General features: G+C 41.6%; 27 protein-coding genes. All 27 read right to left on the bottom strand.

Annotation, left to right across the window (positions count from 1 at the left end):
• Positions 1-35 precede the first annotated feature (35 nt).
• Positions 36-350, bottom strand: a complete 315-nt coding sequence (locus GFC30_RS07575; RefSeq protein WP_066323868.1) for a hypothetical protein — start codon at positions 348-350, stop codon at positions 36-38.
• Entirely contained in the window at positions 350-850 is a 501-nt protein-coding gene (locus tag GFC30_RS07570; RefSeq protein ID WP_066323866.1) for a chemotaxis protein CheD, read from the bottom strand. Before GFC30_RS07570 ends, GFC30_RS07575 begins: the two co-directional genes overlap by 1 nt.
• Complete coding sequence (locus GFC30_RS07565; protein WP_066323863.1) at positions 843-1,478, bottom strand: chemotaxis protein CheC; 636 nt, start codon at positions 1,476-1,478, stop codon at positions 843-845. The genes GFC30_RS07570 and GFC30_RS07565 overlap by 8 nt, the downstream gene beginning before the upstream one ends.
• Positions 1,479-1,498: 20 nt before the next feature.
• The gene (locus tag GFC30_RS07560; protein WP_066323859.1) at positions 1,499-1,951 is read right to left on the bottom strand and encodes a chemotaxis protein CheW; all 453 of its coding nucleotides are present in this window, start codon (positions 1,949-1,951) and stop codon (positions 1,499-1,501) included.
• An 11-nt stretch (positions 1,952-1,962) separates the two neighbouring features.
• Positions 1,963-3,993 carry a chemotaxis protein CheA gene (locus tag GFC30_RS07555; protein ID WP_066323856.1) on the bottom strand — a complete coding sequence of 677 codons (2,031 nt, stop codon included), beginning with the start codon at positions 3,991-3,993 and terminating at the stop codon, positions 1,963-1,965.
• A 4-nt stretch (positions 3,994-3,997) separates the two neighbouring features.
• On the bottom strand, positions 3,998-5,077 hold the full coding sequence (locus GFC30_RS07550) for a protein-glutamate methylesterase/protein-glutamine glutaminase (protein WP_066323854.1): 1,080 nt from the start codon (positions 5,075-5,077) through the stop codon (positions 3,998-4,000).
• A gap of 7 nt (positions 5,078-5,084) precedes the next feature.
• Entirely contained in the window at positions 5,085-5,954 is an 870-nt protein-coding gene (locus GFC30_RS07545) for a MinD/ParA family protein (protein ID WP_066323852.1), read from the bottom strand.
• 2 nt (positions 5,955-5,956) lie between these two features.
• Entirely contained in the window at positions 5,957-7,087 is a 1,131-nt protein-coding gene (gene flhF, locus GFC30_RS07540; protein ID WP_066323850.1) for a flagellar biosynthesis GTPase FlhF, read from the bottom strand.
• Entirely contained in the window at positions 7,084-9,123 is a 2,040-nt protein-coding gene (gene flhA / locus GFC30_RS07535) for a flagellar biosynthesis protein FlhA (protein ID WP_066323845.1), read from the bottom strand. Before flhA ends, flhF begins: the two co-directional genes overlap by 4 nt.
• A 41-nt stretch (positions 9,124-9,164) precedes the next feature.
• Positions 9,165-10,247: a flagellar biosynthesis protein FlhB gene (gene flhB / locus GFC30_RS07530; RefSeq protein ID WP_066323843.1), complete on the bottom strand. Its 1,083-nt coding sequence runs from the start codon at positions 10,245-10,247 to the stop codon at positions 9,165-9,167.
• Positions 10,248-11,021 carry a flagellar biosynthetic protein FliR gene (gene fliR, locus GFC30_RS07525; protein WP_066323840.1) on the bottom strand — a complete coding sequence of 258 codons (774 nt, stop codon included), beginning with the start codon at positions 11,019-11,021 and terminating at the stop codon, positions 10,248-10,250.
• Positions 11,022-11,025: 4 nt separating this feature from the next.
• Positions 11,026-11,295, bottom strand: a complete 270-nt coding sequence (gene fliQ / locus GFC30_RS07520) for a flagellar biosynthesis protein FliQ (protein ID WP_066323838.1) — start codon at positions 11,293-11,295, stop codon at positions 11,026-11,028.
• Positions 11,296-11,312: 17 nt separating this feature from the next.
• On the bottom strand, positions 11,313-11,978 hold the full coding sequence (fliP, locus tag GFC30_RS07515) for a flagellar type III secretion system pore protein FliP (RefSeq protein WP_066323836.1): 666 nt from the start codon (positions 11,976-11,978) through the stop codon (positions 11,313-11,315).
• Positions 11,971-12,624 (bottom strand): flagellar biosynthetic protein FliO, encoded by a 654-nt coding sequence (locus tag GFC30_RS07510; RefSeq protein WP_066323833.1) that lies wholly within the window; start codon positions 12,622-12,624, stop codon positions 11,971-11,973. Before GFC30_RS07510 ends, fliP begins: the two co-directional genes overlap by 8 nt.
• Positions 12,625-12,642: 18 nt before the next feature.
• On the bottom strand, positions 12,643-13,002 hold the full coding sequence (locus tag GFC30_RS07505; RefSeq protein ID WP_066323831.1) for a chemotaxis protein CheY: 360 nt from the start codon (positions 13,000-13,002) through the stop codon (positions 12,643-12,645).
• Between the two features lie 17 nt (positions 13,003-13,019).
• Positions 13,020-14,228, bottom strand: a complete 1,209-nt coding sequence (fliY, locus tag GFC30_RS07500; RefSeq protein ID WP_066323827.1) for a flagellar motor switch phosphatase FliY — start codon at positions 14,226-14,228, stop codon at positions 13,020-13,022.
• Positions 14,215-15,219 carry a flagellar motor switch protein FliM gene (gene fliM, locus GFC30_RS07495; RefSeq protein WP_066323825.1) on the bottom strand — a complete coding sequence of 335 codons (1,005 nt, stop codon included), beginning with the start codon at positions 15,217-15,219 and terminating at the stop codon, positions 14,215-14,217. The genes fliY and fliM overlap by 14 nt, the downstream gene beginning before the upstream one ends.
• Positions 15,220-15,240: 21 nt before the next feature.
• Positions 15,241-15,642, bottom strand: a complete 402-nt coding sequence (fliL, locus tag GFC30_RS07490) for a flagellar basal body-associated protein FliL (protein ID WP_066327242.1) — start codon at positions 15,640-15,642, stop codon at positions 15,241-15,243.
• A gap of 13 nt (positions 15,643-15,655) precedes the next feature.
• Positions 15,656-15,877, bottom strand: a complete 222-nt coding sequence (locus tag GFC30_RS07485) for a flagellar FlbD family protein (RefSeq protein WP_066323822.1) — start codon at positions 15,875-15,877, stop codon at positions 15,656-15,658.
• A 44-nt stretch (positions 15,878-15,921) separates the two neighbouring features.
• Entirely contained in the window at positions 15,922-16,797 is an 876-nt protein-coding gene (flgG, locus tag GFC30_RS07480) for a flagellar basal body rod protein FlgG (RefSeq protein WP_066323820.1), read from the bottom strand.
• A 102-nt stretch (positions 16,798-16,899) separates the two neighbouring features.
• Positions 16,900-17,361 (bottom strand): flagellar hook assembly protein FlgD, encoded by a 462-nt coding sequence (flgD, locus tag GFC30_RS07475; protein ID WP_066323813.1) that lies wholly within the window; start codon positions 17,359-17,361, stop codon positions 16,900-16,902.
• A gap of 12 nt (positions 17,362-17,373) precedes the next feature.
• Positions 17,374-18,705 (bottom strand): flagellar hook-length control protein FliK, encoded by a 1,332-nt coding sequence (locus GFC30_RS07470; RefSeq protein ID WP_066323811.1) that lies wholly within the window; start codon positions 18,703-18,705, stop codon positions 17,374-17,376.
• A 13-nt stretch (positions 18,706-18,718) separates the two neighbouring features.
• Positions 18,719-19,357 (bottom strand): MotE family protein, encoded by a 639-nt coding sequence (locus GFC30_RS07465; protein WP_066323805.1) that lies wholly within the window; start codon positions 19,355-19,357, stop codon positions 18,719-18,721.
• A complete protein-coding gene (gene fliJ / locus GFC30_RS07460) occupies positions 19,354-19,809 on the bottom strand; it encodes a flagellar export protein FliJ (RefSeq protein ID WP_066323802.1) in 456 nt (151 codons plus the stop codon). Before fliJ ends, GFC30_RS07465 begins: the two co-directional genes overlap by 4 nt.
• A gap of 7 nt (positions 19,810-19,816) precedes the next feature.
• Positions 19,817-21,127 carry a flagellar protein export ATPase FliI gene (fliI, locus tag GFC30_RS07455; protein WP_148660372.1) on the bottom strand — a complete coding sequence of 437 codons (1,311 nt, stop codon included), beginning with the start codon at positions 21,125-21,127 and terminating at the stop codon, positions 19,817-19,819.
• Positions 21,124-21,897 (bottom strand): flagellar assembly protein FliH, encoded by a 774-nt coding sequence (gene fliH / locus GFC30_RS07450; protein WP_066323799.1) that lies wholly within the window; start codon positions 21,895-21,897, stop codon positions 21,124-21,126. Before fliH ends, fliI begins: the two co-directional genes overlap by 4 nt.
• The gene (gene fliG / locus GFC30_RS07445; RefSeq protein ID WP_066323796.1) at positions 21,881-22,900 is read right to left on the bottom strand and encodes a flagellar motor switch protein FliG; all 1,020 of its coding nucleotides are present in this window, start codon (positions 22,898-22,900) and stop codon (positions 21,881-21,883) included. Before fliG ends, fliH begins: the two co-directional genes overlap by 17 nt.
• Positions 22,901-22,907 lie beyond the last annotated feature (7 nt).

The following is a 22,907-nucleotide window of genomic DNA, read 5'->3' as shown; positions in this document are numbered from 1 at the left end:
CTCCTCGTTTATCGTCAAACTGTCCGGCGCTACTTTTACGAGTCGTTTTCGTTTTGCAGCATACGACGAATGTAGGCAGCCACTTTTTGCGTCTCTTCCTCGTTTAATCCTTTCATCAATTGTTGCAAATCTTCCTCATTGGATGGGGACATTACCGTTAGTTTCACCGGATCTTTCCGAATATACGCAAACATCCAACGAAATAGATAGCCACTTAGAAAAAAGAGAACAAATGTGATTGCGCTGCGCGTCAACGTCGTAGTGCTGCTATTAGTGGAAAAGGATAAAAGAAAAACAATAAAAAATCCAAATATCCCTAATAAAAAGTTAATGATAATCGTCCCTGCCATTATATCTCTTTAACCCCTTGATTGACTGTACGAATGGATAATATGCACGTTTTCGGGTTGAATTCAATCGTTCGTCCACTACTCCCCCCGACATCCTCCGCCACAACTGGAATTCGAAGCCGCTCTAACTCTCGTTTTACTGCTTCTATATTCCGTGGTCCAATGCGCATCATATCTGTATTTGCCGATTGAAAGGAAAACATTTGTGCTCCCCCTGCCAACTTCGCCTTCAGCCAATTTTTCCGTCCTCCAGCTTTGATAATGAGTTCTACTAATGCCTCGACAGCCGTATCTGCATATTTGGCGATATTGATTGTTTCTGAGCGTGCTAATGAAGAATCCGGTAACATGACGTGGGCTAATCCGGCCACTTCTTTCATTTGGTCAAAGATGACCACCCCTACACATGAGCCTAATCCAGAAGTACGAATAAGATGAGGTGGTTGAACGACATTCATATCAGCAATTCCGACTTTAATGACATGAAAAAGTTCATTCATATGAAACACCTAATGAACGAAAAATGGGAACGAATGAATCTGGATCAGGCAGTAAAAAGAAGTGACCATTAATACTATCTTCCGGCTGTTGTTCTTCGTGGACAGCCGTATCAATCACGATAGCATAGTCTCCGACACGAGACAATTCTAGTAGACCGTATTGCAAAATCGCGCCAATCATATCGATCGTTAACGCCGGGACAGATGGGTAAAGGGTTAATTTGGTAAAATCAGCAAGAGCAGAAAGATAAGATCCTGCTAATATATTCCCTAATTCTTGCAAAGCAGATATTCCTAGTTCTGACGATTGAGGGGAAGCGAGAGAAAACAGAGCATCCCCTGTCATTTGTTTCACAAATCGCTCTGCTTGCGGCAACGATAGGACAAAAAACATGCTTCCAGGTGCTTCTCCTTCAATCCGTAAAAATACAGCCGCGACGACTTGTTCAGCACCGCCTACTAATTCCATCATTTCATCAAACGAAACGATTTGTACGTTTGGCACATTCATTTCAATTTTTTTATTTAATAGCTGGGAAAGCGCCGTGGCAGCATTCCCAGCACCGATATTGCCAATTTCTTTTAAAATATCGATATGATCCGAGTTCAAATCACGAATAGTTACCATTGATCAAACGACCTTTCTATTTACACTGTAGCAGGAGTATTCTTCTCTAATACTTTCTCTAAATGCAGCAAAATTAATAATCGTTTGCCGATTTTCGCTACCCCCTTAATATAATCGGCTTCCACTGCCTCAATTACTTCTGGAGGTGGCTCGATGCTTTTCACTGGGAGATCGAGCACATCATTCGCCGCATCGACGATCAGTCCTACTTCCATCTCATCAAGCGCAACGATAATGATGCGCGTCTGTTCGTTAAACGGTAGTGCTTCAATTCCAAATCGTTCGCGCAAATCGATAATTGGTGTCACTACCCCACGCAAATTAATGACACCCTTCACAAATTTCGGTGTCCGCGGAACACGCGTAATATGTTGCACTTTTTCAATCGAACGAACTTGCTGCACAGGAATTGCATATTCTTCATCTTGTAATTGAAAGACAATCACCTTTAATTCGCTTTCTTGGTTAATCACCCTTCTCCCCCCTACTTAATTAATGCGTTACAGTCGATAATTAACGCCACTTGACCGTCGCCTAAAATTGTAGCGCCTGAAATCGCAAAAACTGACGTTAAGTAGTTGCCGAGCGATTTTAAGACGACTTCTTGTTGGCCAATAAAAGAGTCAACAACAAGCCCTGCCATCTTTTCTCCTTTCCGCACGATAACGACTGAGAAAAAGTCATTATCTTCTTTAACAACTGGCACATCGAACACTTCTTTTAAGAAAAGAAGCGGAACGACTTTGCCGCGGAAATCAATTACTTTTTGGTGATGAGCGTGCAAAATGTCTTCTCTTTTAATAATTGCTGTTTCAATAATTGACGAGAGTGGAACAGCATATTTTTCCTGTTGAATTTCGACTAACATAACCGAGATAATAGACAAAGTGAGCGGTAATTGGATAGAAAAGATCGAGCCTATTCCTTCTTGTGAATCAATCGTTACCGAACCACCCAGCGATTCAATCGTACTTTTTACGACATCAAGACCAACACCACGACCCGAAATGTCCGAAATTTTATCCGCTGTCGAAAAGCCAGACGCAAAAATTAATTCGTACACTTGTTTGTCGGTTAAATTAGCGGCATTCTGTTTGGAAATAATGCCTTTGTTGATTGCTTTTTGTAATACTTTCTCGCGGTTAATGCCGGCCCCATCATCTTCGATTTCAATAAACACATGGTTGCCGCTATGATATGCTTTTAATTTGACCGTTCCTTCTTCTGGTTTTCCTTTCGCCCGCCGCACGTCTGGCATTTCAATGCCGTGGTCAATCGCATTGCGGAGCAAATGCACAAGCGGGTCGCCAATTTCGTCGATAACGGTGCGATCTAGTTCCGTCTCTGCCCCGATAATTTCCAAGTTAATTTTCTTTCCTAAATCGCGAGCAAGCTGGCGCACCATGCGTGGAAAGCGGTTAAAGACCGTTTCAACCGGAACCATGCGCATATTTAAAATAATGTTTTGCAAATCGCTTGAAATGCGAGACATTCGCTCCACCGTTTCGTGTAACTCCGGGTGGTTCAACTCACGGGAAATTTGTTCGAGCCGTCCGCGGTCAATAACAAGCTCTTCAAACAAGTTCATTAAAATATCGAGCCGTTCAATGTTGACGCGAATCGTTTTATTTGTCACTGCTTTATGCTGCTCTTTTTCTTCCTTTTGTTCCGCTGCTTTCTCTTCTTTTTGTTCTTCTTTTTCAGCCGTCACCGCTGCTTCTGTTTCTGATAGCACCGGTTGCGACGGTACTAGTTCGTTCGGACGCAACTTATCGACATCGATAACAGTCACTTTTACTTCTTCTACTTCCGACACTTTACTAACTAGCCCATGTAATTTCTCTGCAGATTCTTTCGACACAACGGTCACTACAAATTCTTGGTCGAATTTTTCTTCTTCTAATAATTCAACCGACGGATTCGCTTTAATCACTTCGCCCACTTGATTTAATGCGTCAAAAACCATAAACACACGAGCGGCTTTCAATAAACAGTCTGCCCGCAATTTGACGTGAATTTCATACGTATAAAATCCTTGCTCTTTTGAATGTTGCAACACGTTGTATTCGAATTCCCCGTACGTTTGCGTAAGCGTCGACATAGTAGAATGTTGTTCCGTTTTCGCAGGTGGAATGTCGCCTTTTTCAATTTGTTTCAATTGCTGAACGACTTCGCGGACGTCCCGTTTGCCGTCGCCACCGCTAGCAATAGAGTTTACCATTGCTTCTAAATCATCGACTGCCCGAAACACAACATCCAGCAACTCTGGTGTAACGACAATTTTATGGTTGCGAATGCCGTCAAGCACGTTTTCCATTTGATGGGTTAAGTTCGCTAAGTCTTCAAATCCCATTGTTGCTGACATTCCTTTTAATGTGTGTGCCGAGCGGAAAATTTCATTGACAATGGAAAGATCATCCGGGCTTTTTTCTAATTCTAATAGCTGTTCGTTAATCGTTTGTAAATGTTCCTTGCTCTCGTCAATAAAAATTTCTAAATATTGGCTCATATCCATCGTTCTACACCCCTTGCCCGCCTATATATTTCATAATTGTTTCTGCCATTTGTTCTAAAGGCACAACATCGTCGACTAGCTGCGCAGCGATTGCCGCCTTCGGCATTCCAAACACTACTGCTGTTTCTTCTGATTCGGCAATAGCTTTTGTCAAACCTCTTTCTTTCAGCATTTTCAATCCGGCTGTCCCGTCAGCCCCCATTCCGGTCATAATGACTGCAATTTTCTCATACTCTTGCAATTCGCTAACAGACTCAAACAACACATCGACAGAAGGGCGGTGCCCGTTTCGTGGTGGAGAATAATCAAGATGTGCAATGAGCGACCGGCGGGACGAAATGACGGTAAAATGCGCACCCCCCGGCGCAATGTACGCTGTCCCTTCCTTCAACTCTTCTTGATGCTCAACTTCTTTCACAGAAATCTGGCATAGTGAATCAAGCCGCTGCGCGAGCGATTTCGTAAACCCCTTTGGCATATGTTGCACGATGACAATCGGTGCCGCAATTTGTTTCGGAAGGTGCGTTAACACTTGTTGCAACGCCCGTGGACCACCTGTCGATGTACCAATGCATACAATTTTTTTACGTTTTGTCGAAGGTTGTACTTCTATTCTACTATAAGAAACGGGTCGATAACTACCTGTTGTTTGCGGAAACTTCTGTTTTTTGATACCATGCAAATTAGCGCAACTTGCAAGGATGACTTTCTCAATTAACTGTTCTTTTACTTTATATAAATCAAGTGAAATATTACCAGACGGTTTGGTGACAAAGTCAACCGCTCCGTATTGCATCGCTAAAATCGTATTTTCCGCTCCTTCTTTCGTCGTACTCGAAAGTATTACGACTGGTAGAGGGTTGGTCTCCATTATCGTCTTTAGCGCCTCTAACCCGTTCATCACTGGCATTTCGACATCCATCGTAACGACGGTAGGGCGAAGTAACGAAATTTTCTCAAGAGCATCTTTCCCATTGCGAGCCGTTCCAACAACTTCAATCTGCGGATGTTCCGATAAAAAATCTGTAATCACTTTTCGCATAAAGGCGGAGTCATCAACGACTAATACCTTGATGTGTTTCATAAACTCCCTACCTTTCTAATAGAAACTGACGAAGTCTTGCAAAAAAGTTGGCGGGACGGGAAGCAGCCGCTTCGTCAATCGTCCGATTGGCTAAGTAGCGATCTACTAGTTCATTCATCGCCCGGCTAATTTTCGTTGTCGGGTCGAAAAGCAAAAATGGTGTTTGGCTTATGACCGCTTTAGAAACGGCGCGATCTTCTGGCAAAAAGCCTAATTTTGTTATGTCTTTTCCAAGAAATTGTTTCATCGCGTTTTTCAGCCGCTGCAACGTATCGCGCCCTTCTTGATCCGTTTGTGTGCGATTGACGATTACATACAATGGTACCCTTTTTTCTTGTAGATGAATGTATTTCATCGCTGCGTATGCATCCATAATTGCAGTCGGTTCGGGGGTTGTAATGACAAAAATTTCATGAACGGCCATTAATAATCGAAGCCGGTCTTCCGACATGCCCGCCCCCATATCAAAAATAAAATAGTCGTACTGCGCAGACACCGCTTGAAGTTGTTCTAAAAAATAATCCACTTTCTCATTATCCATCGTAAATAGCTTCGCGAACCCTGTTCCACCGGAAATAAATGATAAGTTACCCGGCCCTTTTCGAATTAACTCTTGAATGGAGATGCGCCGCTGAAACAAATCAATAATCGTCGCATGGGACGACTGACCAAGCAAAATATCGATGTTCCCCATGCCAATATCCATGTCAAATAGCAATACGTGAAAGCCGCGGTTCGATAGCGATAACGCAAAATTAAGGGAAAAATTGGACTTTCCAACCCCACCTTTTCCGCTCATTACCGCAATCGCTTTCGTTTCCGCACCTTTATTCATTCGACTTAATCTTAGACGTAAGCTTTCGGCTTGATCTCTCATCTTCAATCGACCCCAAGCACCGTATTTACGATTTTTTCTGGAGTTGCTTCGACAATATCGTCCGGTACATTTTGTCCGTTCGTCAAGTACGCAGCTCCGACACGATATTCTGTCATTAAATTTATCATCGATCCATATTGACTCGTTTCGTCTAATTTGGTGAAAATCAAACGATCGATACGAATGAGCGAAAATTGTTCAAAAATCGTTTTCATGTCTGTATATTTTGCTGTTAGTGAAAGAACGAGAAACGTTTCCATCTCCGTATCAAAGTCAATAATTTCCCGTAAATCTTCCACATATTGGTAATGACGGAAATTTCGTCCAGCCGTATCAATCAACACGACATCATAAATGGAAAATTTTTTCTTAGCCGCACGAAAATCTTCAATGGTGTAACAAACTTCTAATGGAACGTTCAAAATTTTTGCGTATGTTTTTAACTGCTCAATCGCTGCAATTCGGTACGTATCTGTCGTAATAAAGGCCACTTTTTTCTGATGCTTCAATACACAATATGCAGCGATTTTCGCTAATGTTGTCGTCTTGCCAACACCCGTCGGTCCAACGACGTTTACATATTTTTTCGTAAATGAAATGCCCCCAAACGACAAGTCAGTAATTTTTTTTAACAACCACTCTTTCGTCCACTGTAACAGCTGTTTTTTATCTACCTCTCCTCGCTGCAAATACCATTGCTCGACCAGTTCGTCCATTATTTCTTGTCGAAGCGTATTCGACAGTTCTTGTGCGACTAACGATTCATTTAATTCGTTTAACGGTTGTGGATAAACGGCAAAATTTGTCGTCACATTAGTTGACAGCTGTTTGAGCATCGTTTTTAGTTCGTTTAACTCGCTTAACAACGCAGCATCCGCCACTTGTTTCGGCTCAACAGGGGGACGTTGCGAAAGCGGTTCCGGTGACTTCCCTTTTTTCTCTGCCATCGCAGAGCGAGCAGGCTTTGAATCAACGGCAGCAATCACTTCAATATTTTTTTTCGTGAACAATCCGAAAAAACCGCCTTTATGAACGACTTTCGAGTTTAAAATTACTGCATCGTTTCCAAGCTCTGCCCGAATCATTTTCATCGCTTCCGGCATTGATGGAGCGACAAATTTTTTTACTTTCATTCGATATCCACCACCCCGACACTTTGAACTTCAACAGTTGCCTCTAGTTCATTATAAGATAGCACAGGAACATGAGGGAAATAACGCTCGGTGAGCTGACGCACGTACATTCTTACCGCTGGTGAGCAAAGCAAAATGGACGATTGGTTTGGTATTGCGTGCTGCTCAAGCTGCATCGCTACTGCTTCAATGATTGCTTGCGATACACTCGGGTCAAGTGACAAATAGTTTCCGTGCTCTGTTTGATGTACCCCTTCCGCAATGGTTTTTTCCACTTTTCCAGACAACGTAATGACCCGCAAAGGCTCCCCTGGTACAGCGTACTGGCTTGTAATTTGTCTTGCCAGCGCTTGACGTACATATTCTGTTAATACGTCCGTATCGCTCGTCATCCGCCCAAAATCAGCAAGCGTTTCGAAAATGACTGGCAAATTGCGAATTGATACTTTTTCCCGTAATAACTTTGCTAATACTTTTTGTACATCCCCAATAGAAAGTGGGTTTGGTGTGACCTCTTCCACTAAAATTGGATACGATTCTTTTAAATGATCAATTAATTGTTTCGTTTCTTGTCTACCGAGCAATTCGTGTGCATGCGCTTTTAATACTTCCGTAATATGCGTTGAAACGACCGACGGCGGGTCGACGACCGTGTACCCAAACATTTCTGCTTGCTCTTTCACTTCTTCAGAAATCCATTTTGCCGGCAATCCAAACGCAGGCTCTAGCGTATCAATTCCTTCGATTAAGTCGTCGTCAATTCCAGGACTCATCGCTAAATAATGATCAAGCAACAGCTCGCCTCGTGCCACTTCGTCTCCTTTAATTTTCAAGCGATACTCGTTTGGCTGGAGTTGAATGTTGTCGCGAATTCGCACGACTGGAATGACAAGACCAAGCTCAAGCGCTAGCTGCCGACGAATCATGACGATACGGTCGAGCAAATCGCCCCCTTGGTTCGTGTCAGCAAGCGGAATAAGCCCATAACCAAATTCAAACTCAATCGGATCGACGCTTAATAAGTTAACAACGCTTTCCGGACTTTTCATTTGATCCATTTCTGATACTTCATTTTTCGCTTCTACTACCATTTCGTCTTCTTTTTTTGCTTTTGTAGAAAAGTGATATCCACCAAGCGCTAATAAGCTAGCGATTGGAATAGTTAATACGTCATTAATTGGGGTAAACAATCCTAGTAAAAAAATGGTTCCTGCTGTTACATAGAGCATTTTTGGAAACGCAAACAACTGCCGCATAATATCAGCGCCAAGGTTACTGTCAGACGCTGCACGAGTAACAACAATCCCTGTTGCTGTCGAAATAAGTAGCGCTGGAATTTGGCTAACGATGCCGTCCCCAACGGTTAACAACGTATATCGATGGGCAGCTTCGGCTACATCTAATCCTTGCTGGACGACACCAACAACCATGCCAAATAGCATGTTAATAATGACAATAATAATACCAGCAATCGCATCTCCTTTAACGAACTTACTCGCCCCGTCCATCGCTCCGTAAAAGTCAGCTTCTTGCGCGACTTTTTCGCGACGTTGGCGCGCTTCTTGTTCAGAAATCATCCCAGCGTTTAAATCCGCATCAATACTCATTTGTTTTCCAGGCATCGCATCAAGCGTAAAACGCGCTGCCACTTCCGAAACACGTTCCGCCCCTTTCGTAATAACGACAAATTGAATAATGATTAAAATTAAAAAGACGACAAAGCCGACAACGACGTTTCCGCCAACGACAAACGTCCCGAACGTTTCGACAACACCACCTGCTTCCCCTCTACTTAAAATAGAACGTGTCGTTGATACATTCAGTCCTAAACGAAACAACGTTAAAAGCAATAATAATGACGGAAAAATCGAAAATTGTAGCGGCTCGTGCATATTCATCGATGTTAACAGCACTAGCAACGCTAACGAAATATTGATAATAATAAGTACGCTAAGAAGCCACGTTGGAAGCGGAATAATTAACATTGCCACAATGAGCACAACCATAAGCAATACTGATAAGTCTCTTGTTGGCATTCTTTCTCTCTCCTTAAAGCACCTTAATCGATGCAATCTCGCTAAATTTTTCGTTTTAGTCGGTATACATATGCTAAAATTTCCGCCACCGCTTTAAAAAACTGCTCGGGAATCACGTCACCGACTTCCGTTTGACTATATAATGCCCTAGCGAGTGGACGATTTTCCACTGTCACGACATCATGCTCTTTTGCTAGTTGTTTTATTTTTAATGCTATATAATCGGCGCCTTTGGCAATAACGATCGGGGCATCCATTTCTCCGTCTTCGTATTTTAGTGCAACCGCGTAATGCGTCGGGTTCGTGATGACCACATCCGCTTTCGGAACTTCTTGCATCATGCGCTTCATCGCCATTTCGCGTTGCTTTTGCTTAATTTTCGATTTAACGAGCGGGTCTCCCTCAGTTTTTTTGTACTCTTCCTTGATTTCTTGTTTTGACATGCGAATATTTTTTTCAAAATCGAACCGCTGGTATAAATAATCTAGCAGAGCAAGAAACAGTAACGCTGAAGACGCATAAAGACCCATTTGTACTGCTAAACTAGCTAACGAGCTTAATGTCGTGGTTAACGATTTCGTCGTTAATGACAAAATTTCTCCAAGTTTTGTCCATAGTACGAAAAACGTGACGAATCCAACAAACGAAATTTTCAAAATAGATTTCAATAATTCCACAAGTGAACGTAGTGAAAACATTCGTTTAAATCCTTGAATGGGATCTAGTCTGCTTAATTTCATTTGCAACGGCTCTGTCGTGAATAAAAAGCCGACTTGCAAAAAATTAGCGACTAACGCAGCAAAAACAGCTACGAGAAAAATGGGAGCAACAACCCATGCCATTTGTTGCAAAATCGTTAAAAACAACAAATGTACGGAGTCGATGGTCACATCTGTTTTTATATATTGTTGAAACGATTGTTGCAAAAAGCGAAAAAACGTTTCCTTATAGAAACTTCCAGAAAACAATAGCGTGAGAAACGTAAACAATAGGGCAATCGCCGTATTTAAATCGGCGCTTTTGGCGACTTGTCCTTTTTCCCGTACTTCTTGCCGTTTGCGCGGCGTTGCTTTTTCTGTTTTTTCCCCGGAAAAAAATTGCAAATCAAGACGTAACGTTTTCATTTATTTGCCCCCTATAATGCCCATTAAATCGCGCAATGATATAACCATCGTTTCAAACAAATGTTGGGCAGCGATAAACAATGTTGTCATCATCACCATGAGCAATAAAAAGCCGACAATTACTTTTACAGGCATCCCGACAACAAAAATATTTAATTGCGGCACCGTTCGCGCCACAACGCCTAGGGCAACATCGACTAAAAATAAACATCCGACAATCGGTGCGGACATTTGAAATGCGATAACAAACATTTCACTGAACGCCTTTAATGCAAACTGCGCAAACTGTTCGTGTCCGAACGGAATAACCGTATGCAATGGAATAAACCTGTAGCTGTAAAATATCCCGTCTAATAAAAGATGATGACCATTTAAAGACAGCAACAGCAATAGAGCAAACATATACAAATATTGTCCCATTAACGGGCTTTGCGCGCCTGTTTGTGGGTCGATAACGTTAGCAATTGCAAATCCCATTTGGAAATCAATGAGACCACCAACGATTTGGATGGCTGCCATCATCATATATGCAAAAAAGCCAAGGCAAAGACCAACCAATACTTCTTTGCCAACAAGCAATACGTACGTGTCATCGAGCGGAATGACTTCTTTTTTCATCGCAAGAAACATCGTCCAGCTTATAAAAAAAGATAAGCCAATTTTATGGGTATTTGGAATCGTGCGATACGAAAATAACGGCATTGTCGTAAAAAAAGACGCTACCCTAGCAAATATTAATAAAAATGCCGGAAAATAGGATAACACTTGCTCCATACGATCAGCCTACAAACCTAGTTAAGTTATTGAAAATTTCGTATGCATAAGAAACCATTCGCGACAACATCCACGGACCGAAAAAAATAAGTCCAATTAACACTGCAACAATTTTTGGAACAAAGGCAAGCGTTTGTTCTTGAATTTGGGTCGTTGCTTGAAAAATGCTGATTAACAAACCAACAGCAAGTGCCAACAACATGAGCGGACCGCAAACGACTAAAACCATATAGACGCCTCGTTCGGCAAGTTGAATCACAACATTGGCATTCACATTCGCTCACCCACTTTTCAAAAGCTTTCCAATAATGATTTGACGACTAAATACCAGCCATCGACTAACACGAATAATAAAATTTTAAACGGCAACGAAATCATGACTGGCGGAAGCATCATCATCCCCATCGACATAAGCACGCTCGCAACGACCATATCAATGACAAGAAACGGAATAAAAATCATAAACCCCATTTGAAACGCCGTTTTAATCTCGCTAATCGCAAAAGCAGGAACTAGTGTTGTCAACGGGATGTCTTGCACGGTTTTTGGCTTTTTCGCCCCGCTGTATGTTAAAAACAGCGCCAAATCTTTTTGCCTCGTGTGTTCGCTCATAAACTCTTTCAACGGAACAGAAGCCCGTTCGTATGCTTGTTCTAAATTAATTTTTTCTGAAAATAGTGGCTGTAGCGCTTGGTCGTTAATTTGTTTAAACGTCGGTGCCATGATAAAAAATGTTAAAAATAGCGCTAATCCAATTAATACTTGGTTTGGTGGCATTTGTTGCGTCCCGAGCGACGTACGGACGAATGATAAAACGATAATAATACGAGTAAAACAAGTCATCATAATTAAAATGCCCGGCGCAATTGAAAATACCGTGAGTAGCAAAAGCAACTTCACCGACATCGACACATTTTCTGGAGCCACCTGATTAAAAAACTGCATAAACTCATTCATCAGAAGTTTTCCCCTTCTCTATCTGCTTCAGCAGCTTTTGGCGCTCTTTCGTTAATTCTTGCATTTGTTTAGCGAATAAACTACCAAACGAAGTCATTTCCTTTTTTTCTTCTTTTGTATCGCTTTTCATCAACCGACGAAACCATGATGTCAACCGTTCGTTCGGCTCTAGCATATGTTGCAGCGATTCGTTATACATCACTAATAATTCATTTACTTCTTTTTCGTCCTCAATTTCTTTTAGTAACTGAACAGAGTCTCCGACACCTACCACGAAAATGCGTTTTCCTACTTTGACAAGCTGAACAGATCGGTTTGTCCCGACATGTGTCCCACCAAGATGTTCGACAAGACCGCGTTTTGTCAGCCAACGACTACGCTTGTTCATAAATCTTAGCAGCGCGTAGATAAGCGCTAACACAAACAACGTAGAAAAAATAAGTTTGACCACATCCCAAGCAGTAAACGAGACTGCTTGCACTGGCTGTGTATCATTTTTTTCGCTTTTCGCCGACGGTGCTTTTTCGCACGTTTCTGGATGGTCAATACATTGTTTCACGGTAGGGGATTGCTCCGCAAACGCTATATTTGTTTGCGAAGCAACCATTACTAGTAAAGCGATTATTATCGTTCGAAGTTGAAGCAAATTGTTCCACCTCTTATGTTAACCAAGCGTTTTGTTAATCGCTTCAATGACGCGGTCGGCTTGGAACGGTTTGACAACAAAATCTTTTGCCCCCGCTTGAATTGCATCAATGACCATTGCCTGTTGCCCCATCGCAGAACACATGATTACTTTCGCATTGCTATCGATTTTCCGAATTTCTTTCAGTGCGGTAATCCCGTCCATTTCTGGCATTGTAATGTCCATCGTCACTAAATCCGGGCGAATTTCTTTATATTTTTCGACTGCTTGTGCACCGTCCGCTGCTTCCGCGACAACTTCGTGCCCATTTTTCGTTAAAATGTCTTTAATCATCATTCGCATAAATGCTGCGTCATCTACGATCAAAATTCTTGCCATTCTGAAAACCTCCTACGCTATTTTAATTTTTTCAGACGATCGCTTTGGCTAATAATATCTGTTACACGTACCCCAAAATTTTCGTCGATAACAACAACTTCTCCTTTTGCGATTAGTTTGTTGTTGACAAGTATATCGACTGGCTCTCCAGCGAGCTTATCGAGCTCTATAATAGAACCAGACGAAAGGCTTAAAATATCCTGCACCGATCGTTTCGTTCTTCCTAGCTCTACCGTTACTTGCAACGGAATATCGAGCAGCATATTTAAGTTGCGTGTTTCTCCTTCCACGCTAGGAACAGGATCAAAATGAGCAAAATCAACCGGTTGTACATGTTGCTTCTCCATCCCAACATAGGCACCAAAGTGATTCGGGGTATGTGGTGGTTGCTGTGTATAAGCATAAGCTGGATGCGGCTCTTGTGACACGTGTGGAGCCGACTGTGCATATGTTTGATCCGACGTCTGAGAAATTGCAGAAGGAGTTGAATTTCCTCCACCATTGCTCATTTCCATTCTATCGGATGTAGGGCCATTCGTACTAGACGGTTGCAATAAATTTTGTACTAACTCTTTTGCGAAATCAACCGGCAATAGCTGCATAATGTTTGAATCAATTAAGTTCCCAATTTTTAGACGGAACGAAATTTTAATTAAAATATCTTCTGGCGGTAAATACTCAATTCCTTCTCCCTCTTTGACATCTAACAAATGAAGTGTCGGAGGGGAAATATCCACTTTTTTACCAAAAATCGTAGACATTGACGTGGCTGCAGAGCCCATCATTTGGTTCATCGCCTCTTGGACAGCGCTCAATTGAATTTCTCCCATCAAATCCGCTGGGTTTTTTCCATCTCCCCCTAGCATTAAGTCAGCAATAATCGCTGCATCCGTCTGTCTAATGACAAGTAAATTCGTTCCTAAAAAACCATCAGTATAGTTCACTTGGATGGCCACGTACGGATGTGGAAATTCGTGTGGCACATCTTCACGACGAATGACCGATACGCTCGGTGTTGTAATTTCTACTTTTTGATTGAGCAACATCGAAAGCGCCGTCGCCGAACTTCCAAATGAAATGTTTCCGATTTCTCCTAACGCATCTTGCTCCATCGTCGATAGCACCTCATCAACAGATGGAGTAGCGGTCGGAGTATCATCAAAACTCGTCGTTCCGCGCAGCAGCGCATCAATTTCATCTTGAGATAGCATGTCATCGCTCATCATCGTTGTCTTCTCCCCCTTTCAGCGTATCTAACACTTGAACAGCCAAGCGTTTATTCACTTTTCCTGGCTGACCGATAAATTTTGGCACATCGCCAATTTTAATAATTAGTGGTTCTTGAATCGACTGATCGAGCTGGATCACATCCCCAACATCAAGCTGCAAAAATTCTTGAATGGTTATAGTGGATGTACCAAGTTCTGCAATAACCGGCAATTTAGCTACTTTAATTCGTTTTTCTAGCACTTCTATTTCTTCTGGTACCCGCTCTTTTTTTTGCGTCTGCATCCAATAATGAACGGAAAGACGAGGAATGATCGGTTCAAGCACAACGTGGGGAATACATACGTTAATCATGCCGCTCGTTTCCGCAATTTGCGTATTTAAAGAAATGACAACAACTGTCTCGTTTGGTGACACCATCTGTAAAAATTGTGGGTTCACTTCAAACTCTGCTAATATCGGATCGATTTCGGCAACTGATTCCCACGCGTCACGTAAATTACTGAACGCTTTTTCAAACAAGTTGGACATAATCCGCATCTCAATTTCCGTCAAATTATCTACTTTATTTAAACTTACACCTCTTCCGCCCATGACACGATCAAGCATCGCATAAGCAATGTTAGGGTTCACTTCCATGATAATGTGACCGTCTAATGGCGGCACTTCAAATACATTTAAAATCGTCATCTTTGGAATCGAGCGAATAAATTCTTCGTACGGAATTTGATCAGCGGAAGCAACAGAAATTTGCACATACGTCCGCAATTGCGCTGAGAAAAACGTCGTTAGTAGCCTTGCAAAGTTTTCGTGAATGCGGGTAAGGCTGCGAATTTGGTCTTTAGAAAAACGAAGCGCTCGTTTAAAATCGTATACTTTTACTCTTTTATCCGCTTCCTCTTTTTTCAACTCCTCTGCGTCCATTTCCCCCGCTGACAGCGCCGCCAACAGCGCGTCAATTTCGCTTTGGGATAACACTTCACCCGACAACGTTCTCACCTCCTCGTACAATTATTGGAGGATGAAGGAAGTAATGTACACTTGCTCCACTTTTCCATCTTGCATAATTTGATTAATCTTTTCTTTTAAACGATTTTTCAAACTGGTCTTCCCTTGTTCCCCATTAAAATCAGCAGGTTTCATCATCGATAACTGTTCAATAATAATATCCTTTATTTGGAAATCGCGCTTTTCTGCCTCGGCTTTCCCATCTTCGCTATTCATTTGAATTTTAAACGAGATTTTAATAAAACTACCATCGGCTAAATTGGTTGTAATTTCCGGTACATCGACTGAACTAGCAACGATTTCATCTGCTGTTGGCGCTTTTTTTTCTTCTTTCCCTGTAAATTTTAAAACAACAACCAATGCAACAGCAGATAGGAGCGTGATCGTCACTAGCACAATCAGCATTGTTTTCCATAGTTTACTCACTGCCCCATCCCTCCGTCTCCCGCGGAAGCCCGATAATTGAAATTTGTTGATAAAATTGTTGGGCGAGTTCTACCACATCCTTTACAGATTCACGCACGACAATTTTTTTGCCATTCGTTAAAGTGATCGTTGTATCTGGGAAGGCTTCCACTTGTTCTATGTATATCGCGTTTAATGTAAATGTTTTTCCATTTAATCGCGTCAATGTGATCATATGTATATGGGCACTAGACGGAGTCTAGTGCCCTCCCTCCTTTATTATTTCTTTAAATTAACAAGTTCTTGCAAAATTTCATCCGACGTTGTAATAATGCGTGTATTTGCTTGGAAGCCGCGTTGCGCGACAATCATTTCCGTGAACTCTTCAGAAAGATCGACGTTAGACATTTCTAATGCACCAGCAACGATTGTCCCCGTTCCACTAGTACCTGGAGCAGTCAGTTCCCCAAGCTGAACACCTGTCGTTCCGTTTGTATCAATAGAACCAGAATTTGCAGTTTCTCTAAATAAGTTTTGACCAGCTTTCTCCAAACCATCATTATTTTTAAATTTGGCTAAATAAATTTTTCCTGCTGTAACCAAATTACCAGAACTATCTACATAATTCACTGTTCCATCAGAGCCAATACTAAAACTTTTGGCTGTTGTTGGAATATTAATCTTCCCTGCATTCCCTGTAGCAGTAGCCGGCGGATTGTAAGGCTCACCGATCAAATACAGTCCATCTGCATTTACAATGTCGCCATTTTGGTCGAGATAAAAGTTTCCTGCCCTTGTATACACAGGACTATTAATAGTTCCTGCTGTAACTCCATTTCCTAAGACAAAAAATCCATCTCCGGAGATAGCTAAATCAAGAGTGCGTCCTGTTGTTTGCAAGCTTCCTTGCGTATGGACTGTGTCAATTGCTGCCAGTTGCGCCCCTAAACCAACTTGTTTTGGGTTCACACCCCCACGAGTATTAGCAACTGGTGCACTTGCACCCGCAATTTGTTGGCTTACTAGATCTTTAAAAATTGTTCTCCCTTTTTTAAACCCATAGGTATTTACGTTAGCAATGTTATTGCCGATGACGTCTAGTTTTATTTGAAAGTTTTTCATTCCGCTAATCCCAGAATACATAGAACGAAGCATTTAGTTCCTCTCCCTTTTTATTTTCTGTGAAAATAACGAATCTATGAGTGTTTTTTCATACTTAACCGACAGGTAAAAATTGCTCATGAATGCTTTATCCAATTAGAGCATTTCCTTTTCTGCAGCTTCTACCTTGATAATCTGTTTGCTTGATATCGTTTTTCCATTATCTAGTTCTAAAATAATTTCGTTATTTCTTTGTAATACTGATTTAACAATACCGCTCGCCGATATATCAGTTGTGTTAGTCTTTTTATTTTCTGTATCTCCCCAATAAATTTTTTTTCCTATAATTTCACTATACCGCAAGATAGTGCTTTCACTTTGCATTTGTATAAATTGCTCCATCTCTTTCGCTAGATTTGCCGTTTGTTCAAGAGTAGAGAAATTTGCCATTTGTGAAATAAATTCTTTATCTTCTAATGGATTTAACGGATCTTGATTTTGTAATTGAACAAGCAAAATTTTCAAAAAATCATCTTTTCCAAGAGTTTGCTGACCTGTTCGACGATCCGGTGGCTTATAGTTGCTCAAAAATACACTAGGGTCAATGGAATTTGTCATTTTAACACCCCCCTATACTTCAAAATTGACTAATTCATTTGTAAAAGCATCTTTAAAATCGAGTTGGTTTTCCTGTTCAGAGGAAAATTGCTGCTCTTGGCGCGAATGCTGCTCATCGCGTGCTCTTCCTTGTTGCTCTCGGTGTGATGGCTCATATGTTTGTTGTTGATTGAATACGTCAAACTTTTCAATCGCAATATTTTGCACCGGAATTGCATGACGAATTTGGTGTATATTCGCTTCAATAAGTTCCTTTGCAGATGTACTTGAAGCAATAATTTTAGCCATCAGTTCGCCATTTTCTTGAACAAGCTTAATCGTCAACGTACCTAAATGTTCGGGGTGTAAGCGAACAATTAGTTGAGCCTGCCCGTTCGCCAATTTTGTAAATTTACTTCCTTTCATCACTTCTATTAACTGTTGCACAAATTGTTGGTTAACATTCGATTTTGAAGCTGTTTCGTTCAAAGAAATGACGGGTACTCCTGCTTGTTGAAAAAAAGAAAACATAATACTATTATTAACAGCAGTTAAATGGTTTCCCGTATCTTTAGGCCTCATATTCTCTGAAAAAGTAGTGCTTGCTATTTGCAGTTGTGCTGTTAGTGGGTTAAACACTTCCTGCTGATTCATGGATTTCAAACTACTTTTTTCTACAGCCCCCTCAACTATCGATGGCTTCCTTAAATGAATATAGGGAAAAAAATCTAATCGACTATTTTGTAATACTCCTTTATTTTTTATTGATTTTAAAGCAAATGGTTGAACGGATTCCCTCTCATTGATTGCTTCTTTCAAAGATGGAGAAAAACTATAAAGTATGCTTTTTAATTCATCTTTAAATTTTATTAATGCCTCCGAAGAATCTGCCTGCTGAAATGAGTTAAGAAACATAAACAGAGGATTTTCCACACCACTTACTTGCAATTCACCTGCTAATAACTGGGACAAGGATGAGTCTAAACTTTCTGTTATATTTTCAGCTATATTTTCTAAATCAAAAAATTTTTCTGCTCGTTGAATCTCTAACTTTCCATTTATATTTTTTAATACATCTGGTAACAACTGCTGAAGTGACCATTCAACAAAATTCCCCTCATTACTATCAGGGAATTCAAATCCGTTTTTTTTCCATAGATCCTTTAACTTCTTTTCTATTTCCCCTAAAACTTCAGCCGTCTTTTTTTCTTTATTAAAATCTATCTTCTCATTACAATTGGTTACTTGTTCCTGCGAGAGTAGTTGCTGAAAGGCACTTTTTTCAGATATTTTCTTTATTTCGTTTTCTCTTGTTTGATAGATAGCGACATTTTTCGCTAATACTGTTGGAGTGCCAATCTTCATCCCTTCCCCCTCCTCACCTAATCGTATTTGCTTCCGCACGCTTCGCAAGTAGCGTTGTATACTTCGCTGCGTTAACAGGATTCATCTTTTCAAGAATCGCCGCTACTTTCTCACTACTTAAGGACGCAAGAATATTAACTGCGTCATTCTCTGACATTCTAGAAATAATATCAGCAGCGTTTTTCTCCGACATCGTTTCATATATTTTGACAATGTCTTGGACAGTTGGTTTTGTCACGCTTGTTGTCGTTCCTTCTTGTTGTTGTCTTACGGCAATTAGCTCTGCATTGAGGCGCTGGATTTCTTGCTTTAGCGTGTCGATTTCACTTTGCTTATTTTTAATAGTGGTTTCTAGTTTCTTTACTTGTTGCGTCTTCTCGTCAATCATTGCTTTTTGTTCTAGCATCGTCTTTTGTAAAATTTGGTCAGTTGTCTGCTGTTTTCCGTTCAGCCATTCCGACACGTACGGAATGTTTGTCCCGTACTTTTGGATAGCGCCAAATACATTAAAACCGGCGACCGTCGCGATGACAAGTGCTAATGTAATCGTAAATAAAAGCGGAATGACGATGACAAATAAAAACCATTTAAACTTTCCTATTTTCTCTTCCTCTTCCATTTCGATTTCTTTCTCTATTACTTGTTCTTTCATCCTCTCACCCAATTCTTATGGTGGATAAATTGCTGAATCGACACCTCATCCATCCATCGGTTTTCGGCAGCTTGCAACACTTCGTGTACAGCTTGATCATGCTTTTCTTTCATTTTCTCGTATTTTTTCACTTCGATTGTTACTTCTGATAGCTTCGCCTGCTTCAAAAGCATCTGTTCGCGCGCTTGCGCTACTAGCTGTTGATAGTGAGAAATGGTTCGTTCTAAATTGGTCACGAATTGGCGAAAATGACGGATTTCTTGAATGGAAAGACCAATGCGCATTTTTTGTTTGTACGTGTCTTCATACTCTTCTTTTTGTTTGAGCAAATGGTATAGCTTCTCGCCGATTTCCTCAAACCGCTTGGTCGCTTCATGATATTCCCGAAGCGCTTTTTCTTTTTCCTTTTCTTTAATCGCTAGCAATTTATGGAGTTTAAATGGCCGAACCATCGTTTACTCACCCCGAGTGTACGAGTTGAAGCAGCATGTGAATGCTTTCTTCTTTCGTAAATTTTTCATGCGTATCTTGCTTTAAAAAATCAAGAAGTTTCGGATAATAACGAATCGCTTCATCGATTTCCCGCGATGACCCACGCTTATATGCCCCAATATTAATTAAATCTTCCGAATGCATATACGTGGACAAAAGCTGGCGAAATCTTTCCGCTGCTGCTTTATGTTCCGGGGGAATGATATAGTTCATCACCCGGCTAATGCTTTTAAGGACGTTAATTGCTGGATATTGCCCTTTATTTGCTAGATTTCTCTCAAGTACAAAATGGCCGTCTAAAATGCCGCGCACTGTGTCCGAAATTGGTTCGTTCATATCATCTCCGTCGACTAATACGGTATAAAACGCTGTAATGCTCCCGTGTTCATTCGTTCCTGTCCGTTCAAGCAGTTTCGGTAAAATGGCAAAGACGGAAGGAGTATATCCTTTGGTTGTCGGTGGCTCACCAATCGAAAGGCCTACTTCCCGTTGCGCCATCGCCACACGTGTGACGGAATCCATCATGAGCATGACGTTCATTCCTTTGTCACGGAAATATTCCGCAATTGCCGTCGCCGTATACGCCCCTTTAATGCGCATAAGTGCCGGCTGATCGGACGTTGCAACGACAACAATCGAACGGGAGAGCCCTTCTGGTCCAAGGTCACGTTCAATGAACTCGCGCACCTCACGTCCACGCTCTCCGATTAAAGCGATGACATTTACATCGGCATTCGTATTGCGGGCAATCATGCCAAGCAATGTGCTTTTCCCAACGCCTGAACCCGCAAAAATGCCGACGCGCTGTCCTTTTCCGACCGTCAACAAACTGTCAATCAAGCGAACGCCGACTTCGACTGGCTCAGCAATCGGCGGGCGCAAAAGCGGGTTTGGTGGTTCTTGCTCAATCGATAGCGAACGCAACCCTTTTGGAAGTGATCCTCCGTCTAGCGGCTGTCCGAGCGAATCAAGTACTTTTCCAATTAACTCCATACCCACTTTTACTTGTAGAGGTTTTCCAGTCGCTTCTACAATGCAGCCAGGTGCAATGTCTTGAACAGTGGAAAATGGCATAAGCAACACATGTTGCTCGCGAAAGCCAACGACTTCTGCCGCTATTTTTTTTCTCCCCCCACCGACATGAATGTAGCAAACATCGCCAACCGAACTTTCTGGTCCTTTCGCTTCAATCATTAGTCCAATGACGCGCGTCACTTTTCCGAACCGTTTATACGAGTCTAGTGTTTCAATCTCATGAAGGAGCATTTCCCAATTCACGATGTTGCCTCCTCGAGCCGCTCAAGCAGTTGCTCTTTTATTTGCTGCAACTGTGTATCTACGCTAGCATCGATACGCCCAAATGGCGTTTCGATAATACAGCCGGTTTCTTGCAACTGTTCATCTGGATAGAGAAAAAGATCGACCGGTTCGTTAAACATCGCCTTTAGTTCTTCCTTTTGCTGCGCAAGCCAATCATAGTAGCGCGGATGAACGTATATTTTCACTTCTGACTGCTCCCGCACTTCTTTCATCGCCCGCTTCACAAGTGAAAGAAAATGTTCGTGATTTTCCGTAAGTTTTTCCCCAACAATTCGTTCCGCCACTTTGAGCCCAATAAGTAAAATCGTTTCACTCACTGCTTCCATATGCTCATAAAACTGTTCATTGGCTGTTTCGATGATTTGTGTTGCTTCGTGTATCAGTTGTTCATATTGGCGAAGCGCTTCTTCTTTTCCTTGAATAAATCCAGCGTCGTACCCTTCCTGCTGTGCCGCTCTCGCTAGCTGTTGTTTTGTGAGTTGCCATTGTTCTTGTTCTTGTAAAATTTGTTGTTTCACGGAGTGATAATAATGTTCCGCTTCTTGCTGGATCAATTGTGCTTGCCGTTTTGCTTCCTCGATCAACATTTGTGCATTTTCTTGTTCGCTTTGATCGAGTGGTGAAACATTTGGTTGCTGCAAAAAATACTGCTTTATTTCAATCATCTTTTTATTATGATGGTCGGTTTTCGCAAACGGCGCTTTAATGACATTAGACAATAATATCATCTCCTCCACCGCGTGCAACAACGATTTCGCCCGCTTCTTCGAGGCGACGAATCACTGCTACAATGCGCGATTGTGCTTCTTCTACATCACGGAGACGAACAGGTCCCATAAACTCCATTTCCTCTTTAAACGTTTCTGCCATACGCGTTGACATGTTGCGAAAGACGACTTCTTTCACTTCATCGCTCGATACTTTTAATGCCAACATTAAATCATTATTATCGACTTCGCGAATAACACGTTGAATCGCACGATTATCAAGCGTCACGATATCTTCAAAGACAAACATCCGCTTCTTAATTTCTTCGGCTAATTCTGGGTCTTGTATTTCAAGTGCGTCTAAAATCGTACGTTCTGTTGTTCGGTCTACTCCATTTAGCACCTCGACGACCGCTTCAATACCACCTGTTTGTGTATAATCTTGTACAACGGTAGTCGAAAGCTTTCGTTCTAAAATTTGCTCCACTTCATTAATCACTTCTGGTGATGTGCTGTCCATCAGTGCAATCCGACGAGCAATATCGGCTTGCATCTCTTGCGGAAGCGACGATAAAATTTGCCCTGCTTGCGCTGGCTCTAAATACGAAAGAACAAGCGCAATCGTCTGGGGGTGTTCGTTTTGAATAAAATTTAATAGCTGCGCTGGATCCGCCTTGCGCGCAAAATCAAACGGACGCACCATTAATGCTGATGTAAGGCGATTAATAATGTTTATCGCTTTTTCAGAACCGAGCGCTTTTTCTAATACTTCTTTCGCATAGGCAATTCCGCCTTGAGCGATATAATCTTGCGCCAAAGCAATTTGATGGAACTCCTCGATGACTTCTTCTTTTTCTTGCGACGCCACTTGGCGAACGTTTGAAATTTCAAGCGTCAACTTTTCGATTTCTTCTTCCGATAAATGTTTATACACCGACGCAGATACATCTGGTCCAAGTGAAATGAGGAGTATGGCCGCTTTTTGCTTTCCTGTGAGTTCCCCTTTTTTTTCTTTCTTCGCCATGTTCCCC

This window comes from Anoxybacillus amylolyticus, assembly GCF_001634285.1.
GTDB classification, from domain to species: domain Bacteria; phylum Bacillota; class Bacilli; order Bacillales; family Anoxybacillaceae; genus Anoxybacteroides; species Anoxybacteroides amylolyticum.
The sequence above is the reverse complement of the archived record's forward strand: the minus strand, read 5'-3'. Positions and strand labels throughout refer to the sequence as shown.